At 46.8% G+C, this 18,723-nt stretch carries 15 protein-coding genes, 1 pseudogene and 1 riboswitch; of the genes and pseudogenes, 8 read left to right on the top strand and 8 right to left on the bottom strand.

Going from position 1 to position 18,723, the window contains the following annotated elements:
• Positions 1-2: 2 nt before the first annotated feature.
• The gene (locus tag M3P05_RS05585; RefSeq protein ID WP_249698427.1) at positions 3-1,148 is read right to left on the bottom strand and encodes a hypothetical protein; all 1,146 of its coding nucleotides are present in this window, start codon (positions 1,146-1,148) and stop codon (positions 3-5) included.
• A 232-nt stretch (positions 1,149-1,380) separates the two neighbouring features.
• The gene (locus M3P05_RS05580) at positions 1,381-1,620 is read right to left on the bottom strand and encodes a hypothetical protein (RefSeq protein ID WP_249698426.1); all 240 of its coding nucleotides are present in this window, start codon (positions 1,618-1,620) and stop codon (positions 1,381-1,383) included.
• A gap of 66 nt (positions 1,621-1,686) precedes the next feature.
• Between M3P05_RS05580 and M3P05_RS05575 the strand changes: the two genes are divergently transcribed.
• Complete coding sequence (locus tag M3P05_RS05575) at positions 1,687-1,941, top strand: DUF3299 domain-containing protein (RefSeq protein ID WP_249698425.1); 255 nt, start codon at positions 1,687-1,689, stop codon at positions 1,939-1,941.
• Positions 1,942-2,020: 79 nt separating this feature from the next.
• Positions 2,021-2,120, top strand: a riboswitch (purine riboswitch).
• Positions 2,121-2,178: 58 nt separating this feature from the next.
• Positions 2,179-3,174: an adenosine deaminase gene (gene add, locus M3P05_RS05570; protein WP_249698424.1), complete on the top strand. Its 996-nt coding sequence runs from the start codon at positions 2,179-2,181 to the stop codon at positions 3,172-3,174.
• A gap of 49 nt (positions 3,175-3,223) precedes the next feature.
• Here add and M3P05_RS05565 read toward each other — a convergent pair whose 3' ends face one another.
• The 5 genes from M3P05_RS05565 to M3P05_RS05545 form a co-directional block, all read right to left on the bottom strand.
• Positions 3,224-4,159 (bottom strand): hypothetical protein, encoded by a 936-nt coding sequence (locus M3P05_RS05565; RefSeq protein WP_249698422.1) that lies wholly within the window; start codon positions 4,157-4,159, stop codon positions 3,224-3,226.
• 1,745 nt (positions 4,160-5,904) lie between these two features.
• On the bottom strand, positions 5,905-7,458 hold the full coding sequence (locus M3P05_RS05560; protein ID WP_249698420.1) for an aldehyde dehydrogenase family protein: 1,554 nt from the start codon (positions 7,456-7,458) through the stop codon (positions 5,905-5,907).
• A 97-nt stretch (positions 7,459-7,555) separates the two neighbouring features.
• Positions 7,556-8,023: a hypothetical protein gene (locus M3P05_RS05555; RefSeq protein ID WP_249698419.1), complete on the bottom strand. Its 468-nt coding sequence runs from the start codon at positions 8,021-8,023 to the stop codon at positions 7,556-7,558.
• Entirely contained in the window at positions 8,020-9,468 is a 1,449-nt protein-coding gene (locus M3P05_RS05550) for a GMC family oxidoreductase N-terminal domain-containing protein (RefSeq protein WP_249698417.1), read from the bottom strand. The genes M3P05_RS05555 and M3P05_RS05550 overlap by 4 nt, the downstream gene beginning before the upstream one ends.
• Positions 9,469-9,640: 172 nt before the next feature.
• Positions 9,641-10,681 (bottom strand): C45 family autoproteolytic acyltransferase/hydolase, encoded by a 1,041-nt coding sequence (locus tag M3P05_RS05545; protein WP_249698415.1) that lies wholly within the window; start codon positions 10,679-10,681, stop codon positions 9,641-9,643.
• Between the two features lie 133 nt (positions 10,682-10,814).
• Here M3P05_RS05545 and M3P05_RS05540 point away from each other — a divergent pair, with 133 nt between their 5' ends.
• The 4 genes and pseudogenes from M3P05_RS05540 to M3P05_RS05525 all read left to right on the top strand — a co-directional run bounded on the left by M3P05_RS05540 (position 10,815) and on the right by M3P05_RS05525 (position 14,441).
• The gene (locus tag M3P05_RS05540) at positions 10,815-11,066 is read left to right on the top strand and encodes a GrxA family glutaredoxin (protein WP_249698413.1); all 252 of its coding nucleotides are present in this window, start codon (positions 10,815-10,817) and stop codon (positions 11,064-11,066) included.
• A 159-nt stretch (positions 11,067-11,225) separates the two neighbouring features.
• A pseudogene (locus M3P05_RS05535) lies at positions 11,226-11,448 on the top strand (IS630 family transposase); the annotation flags it as partial.
• 319 nt (positions 11,449-11,767) lie between these two features.
• On the top strand, positions 11,768-12,385 hold the full coding sequence (locus tag M3P05_RS05530; protein WP_249698412.1) for a hypothetical protein: 618 nt from the start codon (positions 11,768-11,770) through the stop codon (positions 12,383-12,385).
• A 79-nt stretch (positions 12,386-12,464) separates the two neighbouring features.
• Entirely contained in the window at positions 12,465-14,441 is a 1,977-nt protein-coding gene (locus M3P05_RS05525; protein ID WP_249698411.1) for a metallophosphoesterase, read from the top strand.
• Here the strand turns inward: M3P05_RS05525 and M3P05_RS05520 are convergent.
• The gene (locus M3P05_RS05520; RefSeq protein WP_249698410.1) at positions 14,434-15,549 is read right to left on the bottom strand and encodes a hypothetical protein; all 1,116 of its coding nucleotides are present in this window, start codon (positions 15,547-15,549) and stop codon (positions 14,434-14,436) included. The two genes, M3P05_RS05525 and M3P05_RS05520, sit on opposite strands and share 8 nt — an antisense overlap.
• A 691-nt stretch (positions 15,550-16,240) precedes the next feature.
• Here M3P05_RS05520 and M3P05_RS05515 point away from each other — a divergent pair.
• Both M3P05_RS05515 and preA read left to right on the top strand, forming a co-directional pair.
• Positions 16,241-17,470 (top strand): FAD-dependent oxidoreductase, encoded by a 1,230-nt coding sequence (locus M3P05_RS05515; protein WP_249698409.1) that lies wholly within the window; start codon positions 16,241-16,243, stop codon positions 17,468-17,470.
• The gene (gene preA, locus M3P05_RS05510) at positions 17,470-18,717 is read left to right on the top strand and encodes an NAD-dependent dihydropyrimidine dehydrogenase subunit PreA (RefSeq protein WP_249698408.1); all 1,248 of its coding nucleotides are present in this window, start codon (positions 17,470-17,472) and stop codon (positions 18,715-18,717) included. The genes M3P05_RS05515 and preA overlap by 1 nt, the downstream gene beginning before the upstream one ends.
• Positions 18,718-18,723: the final 6 nt, after the last annotated feature.

Raw genomic sequence — 18,723 nt, 5'->3', positions numbered from 1 at the left:
GACTATTTCGGAAGGCTTACGCCTTTCAGGTGCTCAGGAATAGGGCGGGTGTTCATAAAGTGATATTGGTGCATGGCAAGATCCCACTGCAGCTGAGTACAGTGCATTGATGACTCGAGTTGCTGTAACTGTGTTTGTTGCATTTCAAGCTCTGCCATAAGCTCTTTGATTCTTGCTTTGTGTTTTTCGGCTTCGACTTCCTGAGGGGTGAGTCTGCTGTCACAAGCTTTTAAAGCCTGCTCAAGCCGTTCAAATTCTTCCATTGTTAAGTCAGGGGTGTATTCATCAGAATCCTGCTTCTTCCTTTTTTGAGGAGGAGAGGAGGATTTTTGATCTTTATTTTTCTTTATAATCGTCCATGGTGTTGTTCCAAAGTGGATCTTGGAATTTTTCAAGCGATATTTGACCCATAACTTGGCACCATCAGTAATTGAAATATTTTTAGGGTCTGAGGCATTTCTAAGCCATACATATAAAGGAGTATCCGAGTCCTTCAGATAATCGAGAAAATGCGGGACTGATATGCAGTTTGCTCTTGACTCGGACATACTGGCTTCTATAGATGTTATAAGTGCTATCAATATTTGGGCCTGGCTCCAGTCCGTGTTACCAAAATGGCCTTCAATAAAGCTGGTGGCTTTCTTATTGGTTTTATTTAAAAAATTTAGCTTTAGGGTGTTTTTATTAGTGAATCCCATTTCTTTTGCCGCCTTGGATAAAGAAAACGGTTTGTATATGGATTCTTGAAGGAAATCTATTAGATGCTGCTCATGTTCTTCATCATTTTGGGCTGGGCAGGGAAAGGCTGGGATCTTATAGATTACAGGTTGTATAGTGCGTTCTCTTTCCAGCTTTGCAGCTTCAGCTCCCTTTTGGATAAGCTGCATAGGAAATGAAACGACTAAAGATGCTGAATGCTCTTCTTCAGTATGGGTAATTTGTCTGCCTGTGACTGTTGGTAGATCCTGAGTGTTTAGTGTTGGTCCTGTATGTCTTCTTTTTTTACCCGCCACAGATGTGACGTCATCTGATTTTAAAGCTTCTGCATTTTTGCTTTTTTGAGTCGGGATGGAGGAGGGCTGTGTCGGATAGTTTCCCGAGAGAATTTGTGCAGCAGTAGAGCCGTTTGAAAGCCTTTGCGATTCCATAATTTGATTACTCCACTCCCCAAAAATTCACCCTGAATGGAATATTGACATTCAACCAAAGCGAAGAGCATTAACATTTATGACAGCAAGGCTGTCAGGATGACACTGAAAGTTAAAATGAGCACAAATCGTGATTATTGCTAATGACCTTCATAAAAATGTCATGCATTATGTTATAACATCTTTAACGCCCGAAAATCGGGAATATAGCCTGCCAGGAATGCAGGCTGTTTTATTGAAGTAGATTCTGGAAATGACCATCAGCCTGTTGCAGTCTAAAAAGCAAAGAACCGGGAATAACCTCCTGGTCTGCCTGCTGGCAGCTGTTTATCTGTTGGTTGCTTTCTATTCTTTCAGCCATACCCACGGCAGGGCTGAAGATTTCAGCCCGAAACTCCTGGCATGAAGATAAGCCTTTCAAAATTTCCGGGGTATTGAAATCAACCGGAACACCAATGGATCGGGTTATCATGATTTCCCTGGCGGGTATTGAAGCACTGCATGTTGACTGGGTAAATGGAGCGCCCCCGGCTTCCTGGTGCCACTGAATATCAATAAAGAGCAGATTGCTACAGAGCTGTTGTTAGTGCCGACCCTGGGCGCCTGTATCCATGTGCCACCACCACCGCCCAACCAGACGGTTTATGTTCGCTTTGAAAAGGGTATCAAAGTGACGGAGGCCGGTTATACACCTTACTGGCTGGAAGGAACGCTCAAGGTAGAAAAGAACAAGTCTGAGTACACCGAGACACTTTATGGAATGAGTGTTGATGCTATCGAGGAGTACGAGTAATTCCTTAAATGATCAGCCCTTCCTTAATTGAAGGGCTGATTTTCCAATATTGCATATTTCTTGCGCAGGTTGTAGCATCGCCGCCAGTCATAAATCGCTTCATATAATCCCAATGATATGGTTTGGGAGTTTCTACCAGGCACCGTAAACGCCTGATTATGAAGTATGTAACCGTTGCTCGCTCGGCTATTTCACCAACTAGCCATCAACAGTTTCATACAGCATAAGTAGAGATATATGAATTATTTTGACCTGCCCAAAATTGATCTTCACTGCCACCTGGATGGCAGCATTCGTCCGCAAACAATAATTGAACTGGCGCAGCAGCAAAATATTCCTCTACCTGCCGATAATGTCGAAGACATTAAACCCCATCTGATCGCCCCGGAAACCTGTCCCAACCTGGATGAGTACCTGAAGTGTTTTGCCCTGCCGGTTGCAGTAATGCAAAATGCAGAATCCATCGAACGCATTGCCTTTGAGCTTTATGAAGATGCAGCCAGGGAAAATGTGAAATATATGGAAGTTCGGTTCGGGCCGTTGCTGCATATGCAGCAGGGACTGACTCTTGATCAGATAATTGGCAGTGTAGTGAAAGGAATAAGAAGAGCTGAGCAGCAATACGATATACATGGTAACTGTATTCTATCGATTCTGCGCACCATGCCAAAAGACCAGATCAATGATGTGATTGATGCGGGAGCCAAATACCTGAACAACGGCGTGGTGGCTTTTGACCTGGCCGCCAGTGAACTTCCCGGTTTCTGTCATGAGTTTATCCCTTATGCCCAATACGCTTTGGAAAAAGGCTACAAAGTCACAATCCATGCGGGTGAGCAGGGAGTTGGCCAGAATGTTTACGATGCCATTGATCTGCTGGGTGCAGAACGTATTGGTCACGGTATTCATATTACCGGTCATGCAGGTGCCTATCAGCTGGTCAAGGATAAGCAGACTGCACTGGAAACCTGCCCCAGCAGTAATGTGCAGACAAAAGCCGTGAACAGACTGGAACAACATCCTTTCAAGGATTTTTATCTGGATAACCTGCCCGTCACAATCAATACCGATAACCGCACTGTTTCCAACACCACCATGACCGAAGAAGTGGAAAAGGTGATGGAGCAGTTTCAGTTAAGCCGGGAAGATTACTTCAACATCTACCAGGTCAGTGTTGAGGGTTCCTTCGCCTCTGAAGAGGTTAAGCAGCACCTGCTGAAGTTTGCACAGTAAAACCTGTTCTGTGTGAAATCAGCCACGATCAACACTGGCTGGTTTCACGTTAAAAAATCCTATAGCCGATAGTATGTGGATATAAATCCCTGTTCCTGAGGTAGCGCTCCGGGGATTCCAGCTGTTCAAGTGGATTGGCATCTACCAGAAGCCAGTGTCCCTGGCTCTTAATCAGCGTTTCATAGTGACCTGCATGGGAGCAGATGCCAGCACGGGTAATTATACAAACAGGATGGGCATCTAACTGGGTCATGCTTTTATTATCCGGAGAAATGATTGGTATGGTTATTGGTTTGAAAGCCTGATCAATTGCAGCTTGAAGGTGTTTAATTTCTTCATGTTGCTCTGTTCTCCAGCATTCACCCAGAAACACTCGAAAATGCTGAAGTGTCTGCTCAATTTGAATAGAGCGGCTTCGTTCTGTCTGATAATGCCCTTCTGGTAAGTCACCCTGAGATTCCCAGTGGACATTATCAAGACGTTCTGGTGCCAGGTAGTCAGTGACTGCCGTTTGAATACAGCCACTGCTATTGACAGAGACACTCAGTTGCAGGGTTCTTTCTGCGGCAGCAGCTGACAACCGATGGTACTGCTGGTTGTTATATTGGGTTGTCATTATTGAGAACAGTTTCAGGTGTGGCCTGCTTTTCAACTGATCCTGAAGAAGTTGCTCCAGATTTAAAAGAAATGAATTTGTATCATTGTGATCAAGATTTTTCAGGGAAAATGATTTAGTATCCTCAGGGCTACTCTTTCTATCGCTGGATTCAAGTTGTTTGCTATGTGAAGGGGAAACCTGTTTTCTGCTCCTTGGTTCCCGTGATCTCAGCTGATGACCTCGAGGAGGCTTAAGCTGCATGGATGATTGAAATATTACCGGGGAGTTAAAGCAGGTCTCAAGAAAACTCATCCAGTGCTTCTCAAGATCCTTATGGCTTGCGTGGGTTCTCTTCATGGCAGGCAACAGGCTTAATAATGATTTCAAACATTGTGACTCTTGGGGGCTGTCCTGGGTTTCTGGCAGCACTAAATCTTGCAGATGTTGCAACTCTTCAGATGACAGGAAAAATCTGAAAAAATATAAAGCACATTTGATGTAGCAAATATTTTTGTGGGGATCTGATAGTGTCGAAAATACCAGATCCGGTGGAGAACTATCGATAAGCCCATCCAGCGTTTTTTGTTTTTTGGGTGGTGGGGGATCTATTGCTACTGCTGTTTTTTCAGGTTCCGTTATGTCAATAAGCAGTGCTTGATAATCGAGTTCAGGGTGGGAATCTTTGCTTTCAAGCCATTCCTTACGGATATTGTATGCGGTCTTGTAAATAAAATCTGAAGCTCCCTTTCCATGTTTGTCGTCAAAGGCGCTCATCGCTCGAGGTACACTTCCAAAGAGAGCCGTGTAAATGTTAACTGTCTTTTCAGGTTGAAGGATTAAAGTCAGTTGTTCACTTGATAGAGAGTAATTATATTTTTTCCGCACAGTATTTATGTGGCATTCAATAATACGTTTTATTCTAAGCCGGGCATCAGGTTCTGATTTGGCCGGAGCTGATAGTTCTGCAGGTGATGTACCTGTTGGCACATCCTGATATTGGAAAGGATTAAAATGTCCAGGGAGGCTCTGTCTTTTCACCACGGCTCGCAGTAGCAATCGAGTTATTGACAGCTTTTTGCTTTGTTCTGGAATTTGATTTTTTCTAAAGACCAATTCAACTACCTGTTCAATAGGTCTGCTGGACAGGATCCAGAGCTCTCTCTCCGTAATTGCACATCCCAATTGGGCCAGCTGCTCAGCCCAGTGTTGAAAAAGCAGACCTTCTGTTCTCAGTACTTGAATCGTTCCATCGGGCTCAAACCTGGCTTTTTTTAAAGAGCAGGGATGTCTGGGAGCTTTTCGTTTCAGTGCTTGTCCAGGTAGGTAGTTTGTAAGTTGAGGAGTTGTTGAGTGGGTTGCAGCTAACTCTTCTTGTTTCTTATCAAACTCGCGCTGTGCCGGAACATTGGCAAAGAGAGGCATGATTGCAATCTGCTTACCTTCAGGAAGCTGTTTTTGAACTATGGATCTTATGGGAGTAACCAGTACATGTCTGGTTGGGAGGCATTGGGGGGCAGGCGTGGTGTTAGAGGCAAGTTGTTGATGGAGTTGCTGTATGTTTTGCTGAATCAGAGTTTGAAGTTGTTGAGATATATCCTGCACTGAGAGCAGTGAAACTCCCCGGCCAAACTGAACGGTATGAGAGCTGCCTTGAGCTCTTGTAACTGAAGTACAGGTGGTCGTTACAGGTGCACTTGTGGTAACTGGTTCATCGTTAGTAGATTTCTGTGCCATGCCCCGTGTCGACTCAAAATACAATCATTTGAGTTGGACAGGCAAGATCCCTGATTTTTCCATCAGGTAATGGTTTCAGTCAGGAGTTGTCAGCACAGGCAACAGCTTTGCTGACTCTCCTGACAATAACTGCTAGGGCCTGTTGAGGTTTTATTATGGTGCTCAGCCTTTTCGAGGGCTTTTATGGGTAGGCGCAGTGTTGCAGAAATGCTTGTTGCCTTTCAAAACACTGCAACGCAGCCATAGAAGCCCTCGGAAAGGCCCTACGGGTGGCTCTAAAAGCGGCCATCCGCTACGTCGAGCTTGCTCAATGTAGAATAACTACGATTTTCACAAGCTCTTCTAACGGCTAGCCGCTTTTAGAGCCACTGAGCCGCATAATAAAACCTCAACAGGCCCTAATCAATTCGAGATTTTTTCGACTCGTTTTCCAGTTTAAGGCCAGTCAGGGCGAGTTTCAGCAGCTTTATCGGGCTCCTGGTAAAGAGCGTCTGGATCAGTTCCTGGAACAGTTCGTACTTTTTCAGGGTGTAAGGGTACCAGTTAGGCTCAATGATGCTGCTCTGCTTATCAATCAGGATTGATTTGCTGCGGGTAAAGGCCAGCAGACCTTCTGCGCCCTTGGCCCGGCCAAAGCCACTTTCCTTTTGTCCACCAAAAGGCAGAGCGGGGTTGCCTTCTGTCAGCATCACATTATTGATAGAGACTGCTCCCACTTCTATGGCCCGGGCAACCCGCTCCGCTCGTTTCAGGTCTTTACTCCATACACTTGCCGTCAGACCAAAACTGAAACTGTTGGTTTCCCTGATTACTTCCTTTTCATCGCTGAAGCGATACACCGGAATCAACGGACCAAAGGTTTCTTCGTTATGGAGTTTCATATCCGGTGTGATGCCGGTAATGATTGTTGGCAGATAGAAGTTATCTCCCAGGCGGGCTCCACCCGTTAGAATCTCGGCCCCTTTGCTGCGAGCATCTTCGACATGGGACTCAATCATATCCATTTGAAAGCCAGCGGTGATTGCCCCGATATCAGAGTCTCCCCGGTCACCATTGTTGACGATCAGCTTTTCGGTTTCCGGCACCAGTCGGCTTAGGAACTCTTCATAGATATTGTCGTGGATATAGAGCCGTTCCACAGAGGTGCAGGACTGTCCGGCATTGGTCATTGCACCCCAGATGGCGCCAGCAACAGTGCGGTCAATATTGACGTCATCAAACACAATCATCTGATCTTTACCGCCCAGTTCCATTTCCGCAGGAATCAGCAGCTCGGCAGCCTGTTTAAGAATGCGTCGCCCTGTACGTCCCGAGCCAGTAAAGAAAATCTTGTCCGGACGTTCTGCGATCAACCGTTGCGCAGTTATTCCCGTGCCATAAGCAATCTGGAGACTGTGTCGTATCAGTGGCGAGACAGAGAGAATGTCTTCCAGAAGCCCCCGAAGAGGAGTGAGCTCAGAGGGTTTGAGAATAACGGCATTGCCGGCAATAAATGCTCCCAGGGAGAAACACATGGCAATATGAAACGGATAGTTCCAGGGCGCGATCTTGACGATGACACCATAGGGTTCGTGGAAGATACGGGATTTTTTGCCCAGCAGGGTAATGGGGGTGGAGATTTTGGTATCTTTCAGAATTTTGGCTGCGTTATGAATATTCCACTCAAGGTTATCCAGAACACCCAGTATTTCTGAAACAAGTGCATCTGTGCGGGTTTTGCCTGTTTCATCACAGAGTCGGTCAACAATGCGATCTCGATTGTCCCTGATATGATCCATCACCTGCTGAACAGCATCCAGCCTGTGCTGGAGTGGGGTGTTTCTTAAATCTGTGGCAGCATCACGGGCTACCGAAAACATTGCCCTGACTTCATCCTGCGACAGTTCATTCAGCTCGTAGATAGCCTGACCTGTTACGGCGGATTCAACCGAAATCACACTGCAATCGTTCATGAATCACTCCCACCCTGTTATCAATTGTTGGTTCGTTATTATTGTTGTTTCGTTTGCTCAGCTATGTGCTCAGCTATTTGTTCAACTCTCTGCCACTTCACTGAGGTGAAACAGGAGAAGCACTTATATCGGGCTGGCAATGCACTCTGTAGCCCAGAGCTTCATGCACCCGGCTGTTTTTATAGGGCGATCCCTGTCCTGAATAGTAAAGAGTAAAAACCAGACCTTTCAGACCCAGCAGTAAAAGACGGAACTGCGCTGTCACAAGATCAGCCCTGATCCAATCAGGAAGACTGGAACCCGGACTGAACAGGTTTGCAACTTCCAGTCTTGCGAGTAACCAGCATAAAACCGTATCAGGCAGGAAGCTTAGTACAGTCAAAACGGTTTTCAGCGACTGGAGATCATCTTTGGATGATGCCCTAAGAATGGTATCAACATGGTACAGGCATCCTGTCTCAGAAAATGCAGGCAGCTCAGAATGAGGCGGCAGAAGAATATTGCCAATGCGTTCAACAGTTGCTATTTGCCTGGGAGATAAGACCTCTGATACGGCATAACTCATGCTGAGGCCTCCCTGTTCATCGGCTGCTGAAAGGGAATGGTATTGTTCACGCCAAACTCAGCCAGCAGCGCCTGACTGGCTCGGTGACTCTGGGCCATGATGGTCAGGGAAGGATTGATCCCCGGTGCCAGAGGGTAAATAGAGCCATCGGCAATAGTCAGGTTGGGAAAGTCGTGAACCTGGAACTGTTCGTTGACCACCGAGCTGGCTCTGTCTTGCCCAATGCTGCAACCGCCCATAAGATGCAGGGCGATTCGCAATGGGGATTCAATAATCCGCTTTGCACCAGTTTCCCGGAAAATATCCCTGATCTGTTGAAGTCCCGCTTCTGCACGTTGCTGGTCAATATCACTCAGTGGTTTGTCTATCACCAGATGACCCTTATTGTTCAGGTGCAGTCTGCCGGGAACTTCATCTCTGACTGCCACTTCAATACAGGCTAAACGGCGGTAGTTGGCCATAAAGTCCTGGTGCTGTTCTCCAAACCCTGTTTTCAACATGGCGATTGCAGCAGGCCCGGCAAAGACGTTTTCCAGTTTGAAACCCTGCTGGCGGAAACGGGGCTCATCGGATTTTAAAGCCTGAAAGGCTCCCTTATGGGCATCGACGATGTCATTCATTAAAGCCATGGTCATAAACTGGGGGTGGCAGTGAAAGCCCTGCCCGAGTGCAGGAAGATTCTTGGCAAAGCCTGACCTCAGGAGAAGTTCTGTTGTTCCCAGACTGCCGGCAGCCAGAATGCACTTACGGGCGTAAAGAATTTTGCTGGTTTTGTTATGAGTACCATATACAGCAACCTGCTTGTGACCATGAACAATCTGATGCACATGAAACTGGTCTATCAGATGAGCTCCCTGGGCCAGGGCCGAAGGCAGAAAGGAAACAGTCATGCTCTGCTTGGATCGTCTTGGACAGCCTCCCAGGCAGACAACACAGTCGTTGTTAGCGTTGTCACAGTTTTTCTGTCCCCTGCGCAGTGGTGCCCGCTTTAGACCCAGTTTGTCAAAGCCCTCGGCATAAATATGGGCATTGCCGTTCCAGTCAGATTCGGGGATATATTCCAGATTCAGATGGCTTTCCACTTCCTGATAGTGCTGATCCATCCTACTTCTGGAGTAAAAATCCATTCCGGATTTGGTTCTGAAATCGTCCAGGGCAATATCATCAAAACGATCCAGCAGGCAGTTATTGATAATGGTGCCACCACCGACAACTTTGCCCCTGATGCAGACTGTGCGTGCATCATGGCTGGAGTCCATACCGCCATTCCATGTCAGCCCGGCATTGGCATGGAGTTCATCTGAAGGAAACTGGTTGGGACGAAAATGTCGGCCTGCTTCAAGCATGCAGACACTGGCTCCGGCAGTGGTTAGGTAGTGCGCAAGAACACTGCCCGAGGCACCGGTACCGATAATAATAAAGTCATAGAAGCGCTGCTGTTGCATGGCAGTGCACTCACCTCATTTGTTATTGGTCGCAAGATTTTTGTTAAGACTCCTGCCTTTACAGATAGCAAAAATCATTCTGCGTTTATTGTTTTTGGTTGAGTACAGAGTCACATTATCAGAGTTGGTATCATCGTACCAGTTTGATGCTGCCATACGTTCCCCAGCTTTTTTAGACCAAGGTTTCATTTGATTGAGCAACAGAATAGCTGAGGAATGGTGTGTCGGGACTGTTTCCTTTGCGGATATGCATGACCCGGTTTTCAAGCTCCATAATAATGGTGGCAATGGTGCCGGCTTCACTGAATCCGGGATAAGGAGAAGGGCACCAGGACATATGCACCGGCCAGGTGGAGTTGGACCGGTCTGACAGCAGACGCTGCATAGTGTTGGTATCCTGCTGGTGGAGAATCATTGTTAACCTTGCCAGGGTGCGAAGGCGTTCATAGGAACTGGTATTGACGCCTCCTTCAGGTGTCAGGCGCTTGCCAAGATAGTGGTTGGTATGCAGGCAGATTCTTCCCGGAGGTGTCAGGAACCAGCGGTTCTCTCCGGCATATTCAATGGCAAAACATTCATTCTTGTTGTTGGCAACGGTTACACAGCCAACCCTTGAGCCGGAAATACTTGAAGCCAGCTCCCGGGCATGATCAATGGATGTTGATTCCAGAATGGCGCGCAGCAGAATATGGATGGGCACACCTTCGCAGCGTCTTCTCAGTCTCAGCATATTCAGGCAGACACCAATACCTTCACTGTTCATGCCGATTTTTCCGATAATGCCCGGTTCGGTCACGGTCAGAAATGAGCGGTCATTATCCAGGTTTACCTGTAATAAAGTCACCAGGTCATGCAGGGGACGGGCATAGTCCCAGTTCTGACCCAGAAGACAGCTGTCGCGAAAAATGATGGTACTGCATTCTAGTGGATGGCTGATCAGTTCGGAGCGGGCATTGAGCAGGTAGATCCATTCAGGTGGCTGATGAGCAGCATCGGCCAGGGCTTCAATCTCGTCACAATAAGGGGGATAAAACAGCTGGATCTGGTCACGGAAAAAGCGTCCAGTGGTCAGGACTTCTTCCTCGGGAATACGCAGTGCACCAGAGTAAAAGGCAATGGTACTGGCAATACTCTCCGACAGCTCGGCACCATGTTTGGCTCCACGGTCTGCGGCACTGCCAGACAGTGTGATAAGGGGAAAGCGATCGGTCATGAACGGGAAGTATAAATGCCGGTGACTAAACCCACACGGTTTTGCCTGTGACCTTCGTTAAGATTCTGTAAGAAGAGTAGAGAATTTCTGCTGAAAAGCGCAGACTTATAGGTATTGGACTTTAGGTGGTGTAATGAAACGAGTTACAATATTTGGCCGTTCAGGCTGTGGCTTCTGCAAGCGCGCAAAGGAAATCTGCGAACAGAAGAGCCTGGAATTTAAATATATTGATATCCATGAAGCGGGTATCAGCAAAGCTGATCTGGAAAAAACAATTGGCAAGGAAGTCCAGACCGTTCCCCAGATTTTCCATGGTCAGGACTATATCGGTGGTTTTACTGAGCTGGAAGCATTCCTCAAAGCTGAAGGTGTTATACCCGCCTGATAAAAATCTCTTCAACTGCACGAAGCATGTAAACAGCTTTGTGTGCGGTTCCCTTGTTACGACAAACTATCGAACACAGCGTGTCTATGATTCCGAAGCCGGACGACTTTATCGTCCCGCTTGTCCAGGTTCATGATTGATGCAGCCGAAGAACGGAAAATAAAGCTCCATTTTCTTCCCCCATATAGTCCCATGAGCGGTTGTGGAAGGTGATGAATGAACATGTCCGGAATAATGAATATTTCTTGTCGGCAAAGGAGTTTCAGCAAAGGAGTTTCGGCAAAAAATTTCTCTCTTTTTCTCTGACACTTTGCCGGAAATTGGGGCTTCATTTACCGGTAGGATTAATGATAATTTTCAGGTGCTGAAACCAGCATTTTGAAATCACTTGGGTATATATAGGGTTCCAGATTCGCGCTGATGAAAATGGCAGCATTCGTTTTCGTTGTGCTGCCGCTGGTAATGGTACACCAACATATAATGAAAATTTGGTTCCTAAACAGTGCAGAAACAGCCTCTTTGACTGGAACTTCCAGGTTCCGGGAAATATTTCACCAATGTTTCATATTCTTCACATGTGATCAGTCTTGTCTTAGGATTAAACGAATAACATTTCAGGGCATACAGGAAATGTAAGCCATGAACAGCACTGATCTTTTATCGTTAATCGAGCGTCTGAAGTTTGTGAGGAACTTTCAGTAATGGCTGCTCGCACTCCCTTCAGTTACCAGGTTTCTGCCTACGACTGCGTGCCTATTTCTTTTATTAATGCGCTTGCCTACCTGTTTGAGCGTGATGATATTCCGCCATTGGTTATCCAGAAAATTTACCTCTACTGCCTTGATACAGTGACTGCTCAGGGGGAGCTGGGGCATGGCACAACAGGTCTGGCCGTGGCACTTCTGGGCAACTGGCTGCAGAAATACCGGGAAGGGAGTTTTGCTCTAAGCACAACCTATTTGGACAGGGAGAAGGTTAACTGTACGGGGAGAAGTCAGCTGGAAGAGTGCCTTAACCGCAAAGGTACAGCCCTGGTCCGTCTCCATACCGGTAAAAAACTCTGGCATTACGTGCTGGCTCTCTCCATGGATGATGAGTGGTTCTACGCTTTTGATCCCTGCCGCCGCAAAAAGAAAAGCATCGTTAAGGGAGCGGTGGAGTACCTGCTCGATGCCAGAGAGCAGCAGCCCAATCTTCGTATCCGTCGGCAATGGCTGGATACTCTCTCCAATCGCAAGCGTTTTGCCCTGGGGACTTTGCGGGAAAGAGAGTGTCTGTTGATCGAACGTCCTAAACTGAATGAGTGTTATCCAGGTTAGCCAGGCAATAATGAAACATTAATTTTGACTGCCATCCATTTTTTCTGCATAAAGACGCTTGAAACAGCGGAGATGTATTATGGCAACCCAGCGCCGAGATCTTGGTACCAGCCCCGCAATCGCATTTATTTCTGATGCACACTTCCATGATGTGTATGCGCAGTTCTCTGATGGAGCCTTTCAGGGGCTGCCCAACTCTGTCAGTGGCAGGAATGCAGTTATACGTTCCATGTATGCCCAGCTCACCTCAACCCGGCTTTTTAATGAAAACTACTTCGCCTTTCTGGCAGCCCTGGATGATGTTGTTGAAAGGGGCATAAGGGTAGTGGTTCTGAGTGGTGACTTCAGTGATGACGGACAACCGCTGCATCTACAAGGTCTGTCCAAAGTATTGGAAGAGTACACACAAAAACATGGTATTCAGTTCTTTGCCTGCAACGGTAACCATGATCCGGTGAAGCCATTTAACTCAACTGGCGGCAAGCATGATTTTCTGGGAACGGAAGGCAGGGAACAGCCAATCTTCAGTCCGGGACATCAGGGAAGCCTGCCACATAGCAACTCCCATCGCCATCAGCCTGTTATCTCGGAAGATGTGGTTCATCAGGGCTATGAGCCGATTATGGCCAGCCTGAAAAATCAGGGTTTCTATCCACAGGAAAGCTATCTCTATTTTGAGACGCCATTCAGCACCTACACCCAAAATGATTACACCTTTGAACAGGCCAGCAAGCAGGCTCAGTTCCACAACCGTTTTCATGAGATATGTGTGGAAGGAACTGGTGGAAGATACCGCAAACCTCATTACACCAATGGTATAGAGCTGCCCGACAGCAGTTACCTGGTGGAACCGGTCGAGGGAATATGGCTGCTGTCCATAGATTCCAATGTCTATATCCCGAAAGCTGAGCTGGATAAACCTGATAACCCCGCGCATCCCTCGAATTTCCATGGCTCCAGTGATGCCGGATTCAACAAGGTGTTAACGCATAAGGAATATCTTCTCGACTGGATTCACTCCGTAACCAGACGAGCTGAAGAAACAGGAAAAACAGTGGTTGCTTTTGGGCATTATCCTGCCGTTGATTTCTTTGATGGGGCCGGGCCTGAAATCAAGAAACTGTTTGGTGAAGGGAATTTTGACCAGAAGCGAATTCCCAATGATGATGTGGCAGAAGTATTGGCCAGCGCAGGGATTCGTATCCATTTTGCCGGGCATATGCACTTTAATGATACCGGTTTAAAAACCTTTGCTGATAACGGCTTTCTGGTAAATATCCAGGTGCCAAGTCTGGCCGCATATGTTCCTGCCTATAAAATCCTGCAGCTTAAGGAAGACAACAAAGCTGAAGTAACAACGGTCACCATTGATCAGGTAAACAGGTTTGATGAGCTGTTTGAGCATTACCGGGAAGAACATAATTACCTTAAGAAGCACAACCCTGAACGGTTGTGGAATGAAGGGATTCTTAAGGCGAAAAACTATCGGGAATATACCAGCCTGCATATTGCCGAACTGACTCGATTAAGTTTTCTGCCCAATGCATGGCCGTCCGATGTGCGGGAGATGCTGTATGCAATGGATGGCGGACAGATGCTGGTTATGTCTCAGCTGGAGTCTGATATCCGCTGGGATCAACTGGCAGGGCCGGACAACAGTCTAAGCATTCCAGATGCTGTAAAACCCAGCTGGATAGAGGCCGAGAAGAGGGCGTCTGATCTGGCCCACGAGGCAGGGCTGAGTATTGAAGCGATGAAACAATGGAACGGTCTGGATCTGGCGATAGATTTCTACCGCCTGCGTAGTGCTGATGAGCTGGCTTTTTCTGATATAAGTGCCGAGCGTATTAAGCAGTATGAACTGATGGCATCATGTCTATCAAAAGTGGAGAACAATCGATATCGTAAAATTGCCCCCGAGCGGTATCATGCTGTCGAGTTATTCAGAGCGGGATTCCAGTCACTCTTCAGTATTATGTCTCACTTTACCAGTGATATCCCCAGTAAGAAATTTGAGGTCTGCTTCAGTAGCGGCCGGATAACAACTATTACCTGAAACAGAGGGTGCTTTTTTTATCGTAACTAAACGCTTCTGCTCTGCCTAATATGGCCAGGTACCCCTCAGATAAATCCGAGTGGGTGCCTCCAGAATTGAAATCTCCTTTTTCTACGACGGAGCAGACGATGTCATCATCGTTCCAGACTTTTCTCTCGGAAGATAGTTCACCCCCTTTGCCTGTTCGCTCATACCAGTGATACATAATGCTCTGAGCTCTTTGAACATAGGGTTCATAAGTATTAGGAAAAACAGATAGCAGTAACTCACGTTTCACATCAGTAAAGTCACATAGAGGAATTTGCGCAGCAGCCGTTGTATCGGGTATGGCCTCATCTTTAATATGAGAGTTCGTGACGGGAAAAGACAGGTCATTATCTATTGCCGTCAGAAAAATAGGTTTACCACTACTGTCGAAAGACACCATGAGGTTCGTGAGCTTGGCTCTGTCGCCCTGTCCACAAAGGTATGAAACAGTTTGGATCAGTTTCCACTGTTTATTTATTTCAAAATGATCGGCAAGAAAATTATCAAATGTTTGTCTCATCAGGTTAATGAACTCTCTATCCTGATAGGGGTGTTTCATTTTCAACATCCATTCTACTTTCTCCTCAGAAATATTCTGGGCGATTGCTGTGGAGCGAAAGTATCCGGACTGGAATAACCACTCGTGTGCAGTCATTCCTTCGACTTTACGCATTAACATACCATGAGTGTTACCGCTAAAACCGATGTGAGTTTCTACAAAATTTGGAATACCAATTTTCTTTGCCACCTGGTAGCAGATAGCACTTCTCAATGTTGAATGAATCCAGCCTTCATAAGATAGTGGGTATTTATCAGCGTGGGCATAAGCTTCGTTGTAGGATCCTTGATCCTTGGAAAGTTCTGGCTTAAAAACCCAATGACCACTGTTGGAAAAGTCCTTATGTTTATCACTGATAATAAAGTCAAATACGGTGCCAAATGCACCCTGTCCAACAGTGGTAAGAGCCGTTCGGCCTGATAATATGTGGATATTATGTTCCTGGAGAAGTAAACGGCTGACTTTTCTATCACCGATAGTAATAAATCCATTTTCCTCTGGAATGGCTGGTGTCGCAGTCATAGCCCTGACATAGTGAGTGTTCTCAGAACGTGCGTTTACGGTAGACTCGTCAGGTTCCCCCCTGAAGCAGCAAAGGTGGCTTTGTAGTCTTGAAAGCATAATTGAACCAGTCCATTGGATTATCAAAAACAGTCCATATTACGAATTTTTGATTCATGGTTAACTGATAGTTGAGTCAGTATGACTAACAAAACATATTCGATGGAATGGTTTTTAGTGAATACTTCCTAATATTTTTTTATTGAGAACTATTCGTAATTAGGGCTGGAGGATGTTGTGGCTTGTCTGGTTTTGTTTGATTTTGATTTTAAGATAATCAATATTTAATTGTTATCTTGTGTTTTTAATTATTCGGGTCAGGAAAAAATATCTGTATGCTAAATATCAAAGTACACTTGCTATGTATCAATAAATTCGGCAGCTGATAAGCGCATGCTGTTTCTCATAAAAAAAATAACTACTAGTTTGGTTGATATTAAACCAGAGATATCGCTTTATGGAGTTTAATAATATTCAGGCAGTCAGGAAGCCGCATGTTTTAGTTTGATGAATTAATTGCCAAAGTTGCTGTTAGACGACCGATACCAATAATAAACATTCAAAACAGATATGAAGATATGCGGAAATCATCTGTAGGCTTTTCTGTACCTGTTTTTTTAATGGAATCGGTGAGGAATGTCAGGAGATATAAATGACTTCAGAATATTGTAAAGAAATGGATTTGCCCCTTAGCCCCAAGGGGGTTATTGCTGAAGCAAGCCGTTGCCTGTTGTGCCTGGATGCCCCCTGTTCTCAGAGCTGTCCGGCAGGAACAGACCCGGCCGGTTTTATTCGCAGTGTTCGTTTTAGGAATTTCAAAGGTGCTGCAGAAACTGTTCGTGAAAATAATGCCCTTGGTTCAGTCTGTGCCCGGGTTTGCCCCACTGAGAAGTATTGCGAACAGGGCTGTATCCGCGCCGGTCTTGATAAGCCGATTCATATTGACCGTATCCAGCGTTTTATCACCGATTTTGAAGACGCTACCGAAATGGAGATTCTTAAGCGCGGTGAAAGCAATGGTAAAAACATAGCCATTGTCGGCAGTGGTCCCAGTGCCCTGCAGGCTGCTGTTGACTTCCTCTGTTATGGCTACAGCGTTGATATCTTTGAAAAGCAGGCTCAGGCTGGTGGCTGGCTGCGTTATGGTATTCCGGAGTTCCGCCTGCCTACCGAAGTGCTCGATAAGGAAATCAAACGCATTGAACAGCTGGGTGCCATTATCCACCTGAATACGGATATTGGCAGAGATCTCTCCCTGGACGATCTTAAGAAGCAGCATGATGCCGTGATTCTTGCAGTGGGTGCCAGTGCTGGTAAAACCCTGCCGATGTTTGAAGATAACCCCTGTGTCGTGACTGCAGCCGAGTTTCTCACCGAGGCCAGCAGTAATAAGGGTGAAGTTTCTCTCGGTGATAATGTGGTGGTAATTGGCGGTGGCGATGTTGCCATGGATGTGGTGACCACACTGAAGAAAGTCGGCACTTCCCATGTCACCAACGTGGTTTACGAAGAGCTGTTTGAATTCAGGGCGTCCAAAAACGAACTGGCCAATGCCCGGAAAATGGGTGTCACCATTGTTGATGGTTATGAGCCCAGTTCAGTCGATAACAACACCGTCACCTTTACCCACCGTCGTATTCCAGGTGAACTGAAACTCTCTGCCGACAAGATTGTGCTGGCGGTTGGTCAGTATCCGGTTGTTGATGGACTGGATCTGGATATCACCAACGGGGAAGTGCGTTTCGAAGGTTACCGAACAGAAGATCCCAAGGTCTTTGTGGCTGGAGATATTGCCCGTGGTGACAAGACGGTTGTCTGGGCCGTGAAAACAGGTAAAGAGGTGGCCGAGGCCGTTCACAGCGTTCTGGAAGGTGAAGAATAATGATTCAAAAAGATCTCTCAATCAATTTCCTGGGCGTTGAGTTTCCCAATCCATTCTGCCTGAGTTCTTCTCCTGTCGGTAACTGCTACGACATGTGCAAGAAAGCCTACGATATGGGCTGGGGTGGGGTGGTATTTAAAACCATCGGCTTCTTTGTGGCGGATGAAGTGTCCCCCCGTTTCGATATTCTCGACAAGGAAGACACTCCCTTTGTCGGCTTCAAGAATATGGAGCAGATTGCCGAGCATCCCCTGGAAGAAAACCTGGCAACTATCAAACGTCTGAAACAGGATTACCCTGACCGTGTTCTGATTGCTTCCATTATGGGTGCCAATGAACAGGAGTGGGAAGATCTGGCCCGGCTGGCAGAAGAAGCTGGTGCCGATATGCTGGAGCTGAACTTCTCCTGCCCGCAGATGACCAGCCATGCCATGGGCAGTGATGTTGGCAGCTCACCAGACCTGTGCCGCAGATACTGTCAGGCAGTCAAGCGCGGCAGCAAATTGCCGGTGCTGGCCAAAATGACGCCAAACGTCACCGATATGTGCGAAGTGGCTATCGCTTCCATTGAAGGCGGTGCCGATGGTATTGCCGCCATTAATACCGTGAAGTCAGTCTGTAATGTTGACCTGCAGAAGAAGATCGGTATGCCGGTGGTCAATGGCAAGTCTTCTGTATCAGGCTATTCCGGTAAAGCAGTGAAGCCGATTGCCCTGCGTTTTATCCAGCAGATGCGTTCCCACCCGAGTCTGAAGGATATTCCTGTGTCCGGTATTGGTGGCATAGAAACCTGGGAAGATGCTGCCGAATTTATTCTGCTGGGCTCCGGTACACTGCAGGTGACCACCGGTGTTATGCAGTACGGCTACCGTATCGTAGAAGACATGAAGAATGGCCTGATGCACTATATGGAAGAGCAGGGTGTAGACAGCCTGAGTGATCTGGTTGGCCTGGCGACCGATAATATAATTCCCGCCGAGGAGCTGGACCGGGATTATATTGTTTACCCCCATATCGACCAGGAGAAATGTGTGAAGTGTGGCCGTTGCTATATCTCCTGCTACGACGGTGCACACCAGGCCATTGAATGGAACGATGCAATCCGCAGCCCCAGCTGTGATAAGGATAAGTGTGTTGGTTGTCATCTTTGTGGGCATGTTTGCCCTGTGGGTGCCATTTCCTTTGGTGAGATTGTGTTTAAGGAAGGGCGCCAGGGTGATAGGCGGATTGAGGATATCAGGCTTTAAGGCTTG

Source organism: Parendozoicomonas callyspongiae, from assembly GCF_023502345.1.
GTDB classification, from domain to species: Bacteria; Pseudomonadota; Gammaproteobacteria; order Pseudomonadales; family Endozoicomonadaceae; genus Sansalvadorimonas; species Sansalvadorimonas callyspongiae.
Note: the sequence above shows the minus strand (reverse complement) of the source record. Positions and strands in the feature narration are given on the sequence as shown.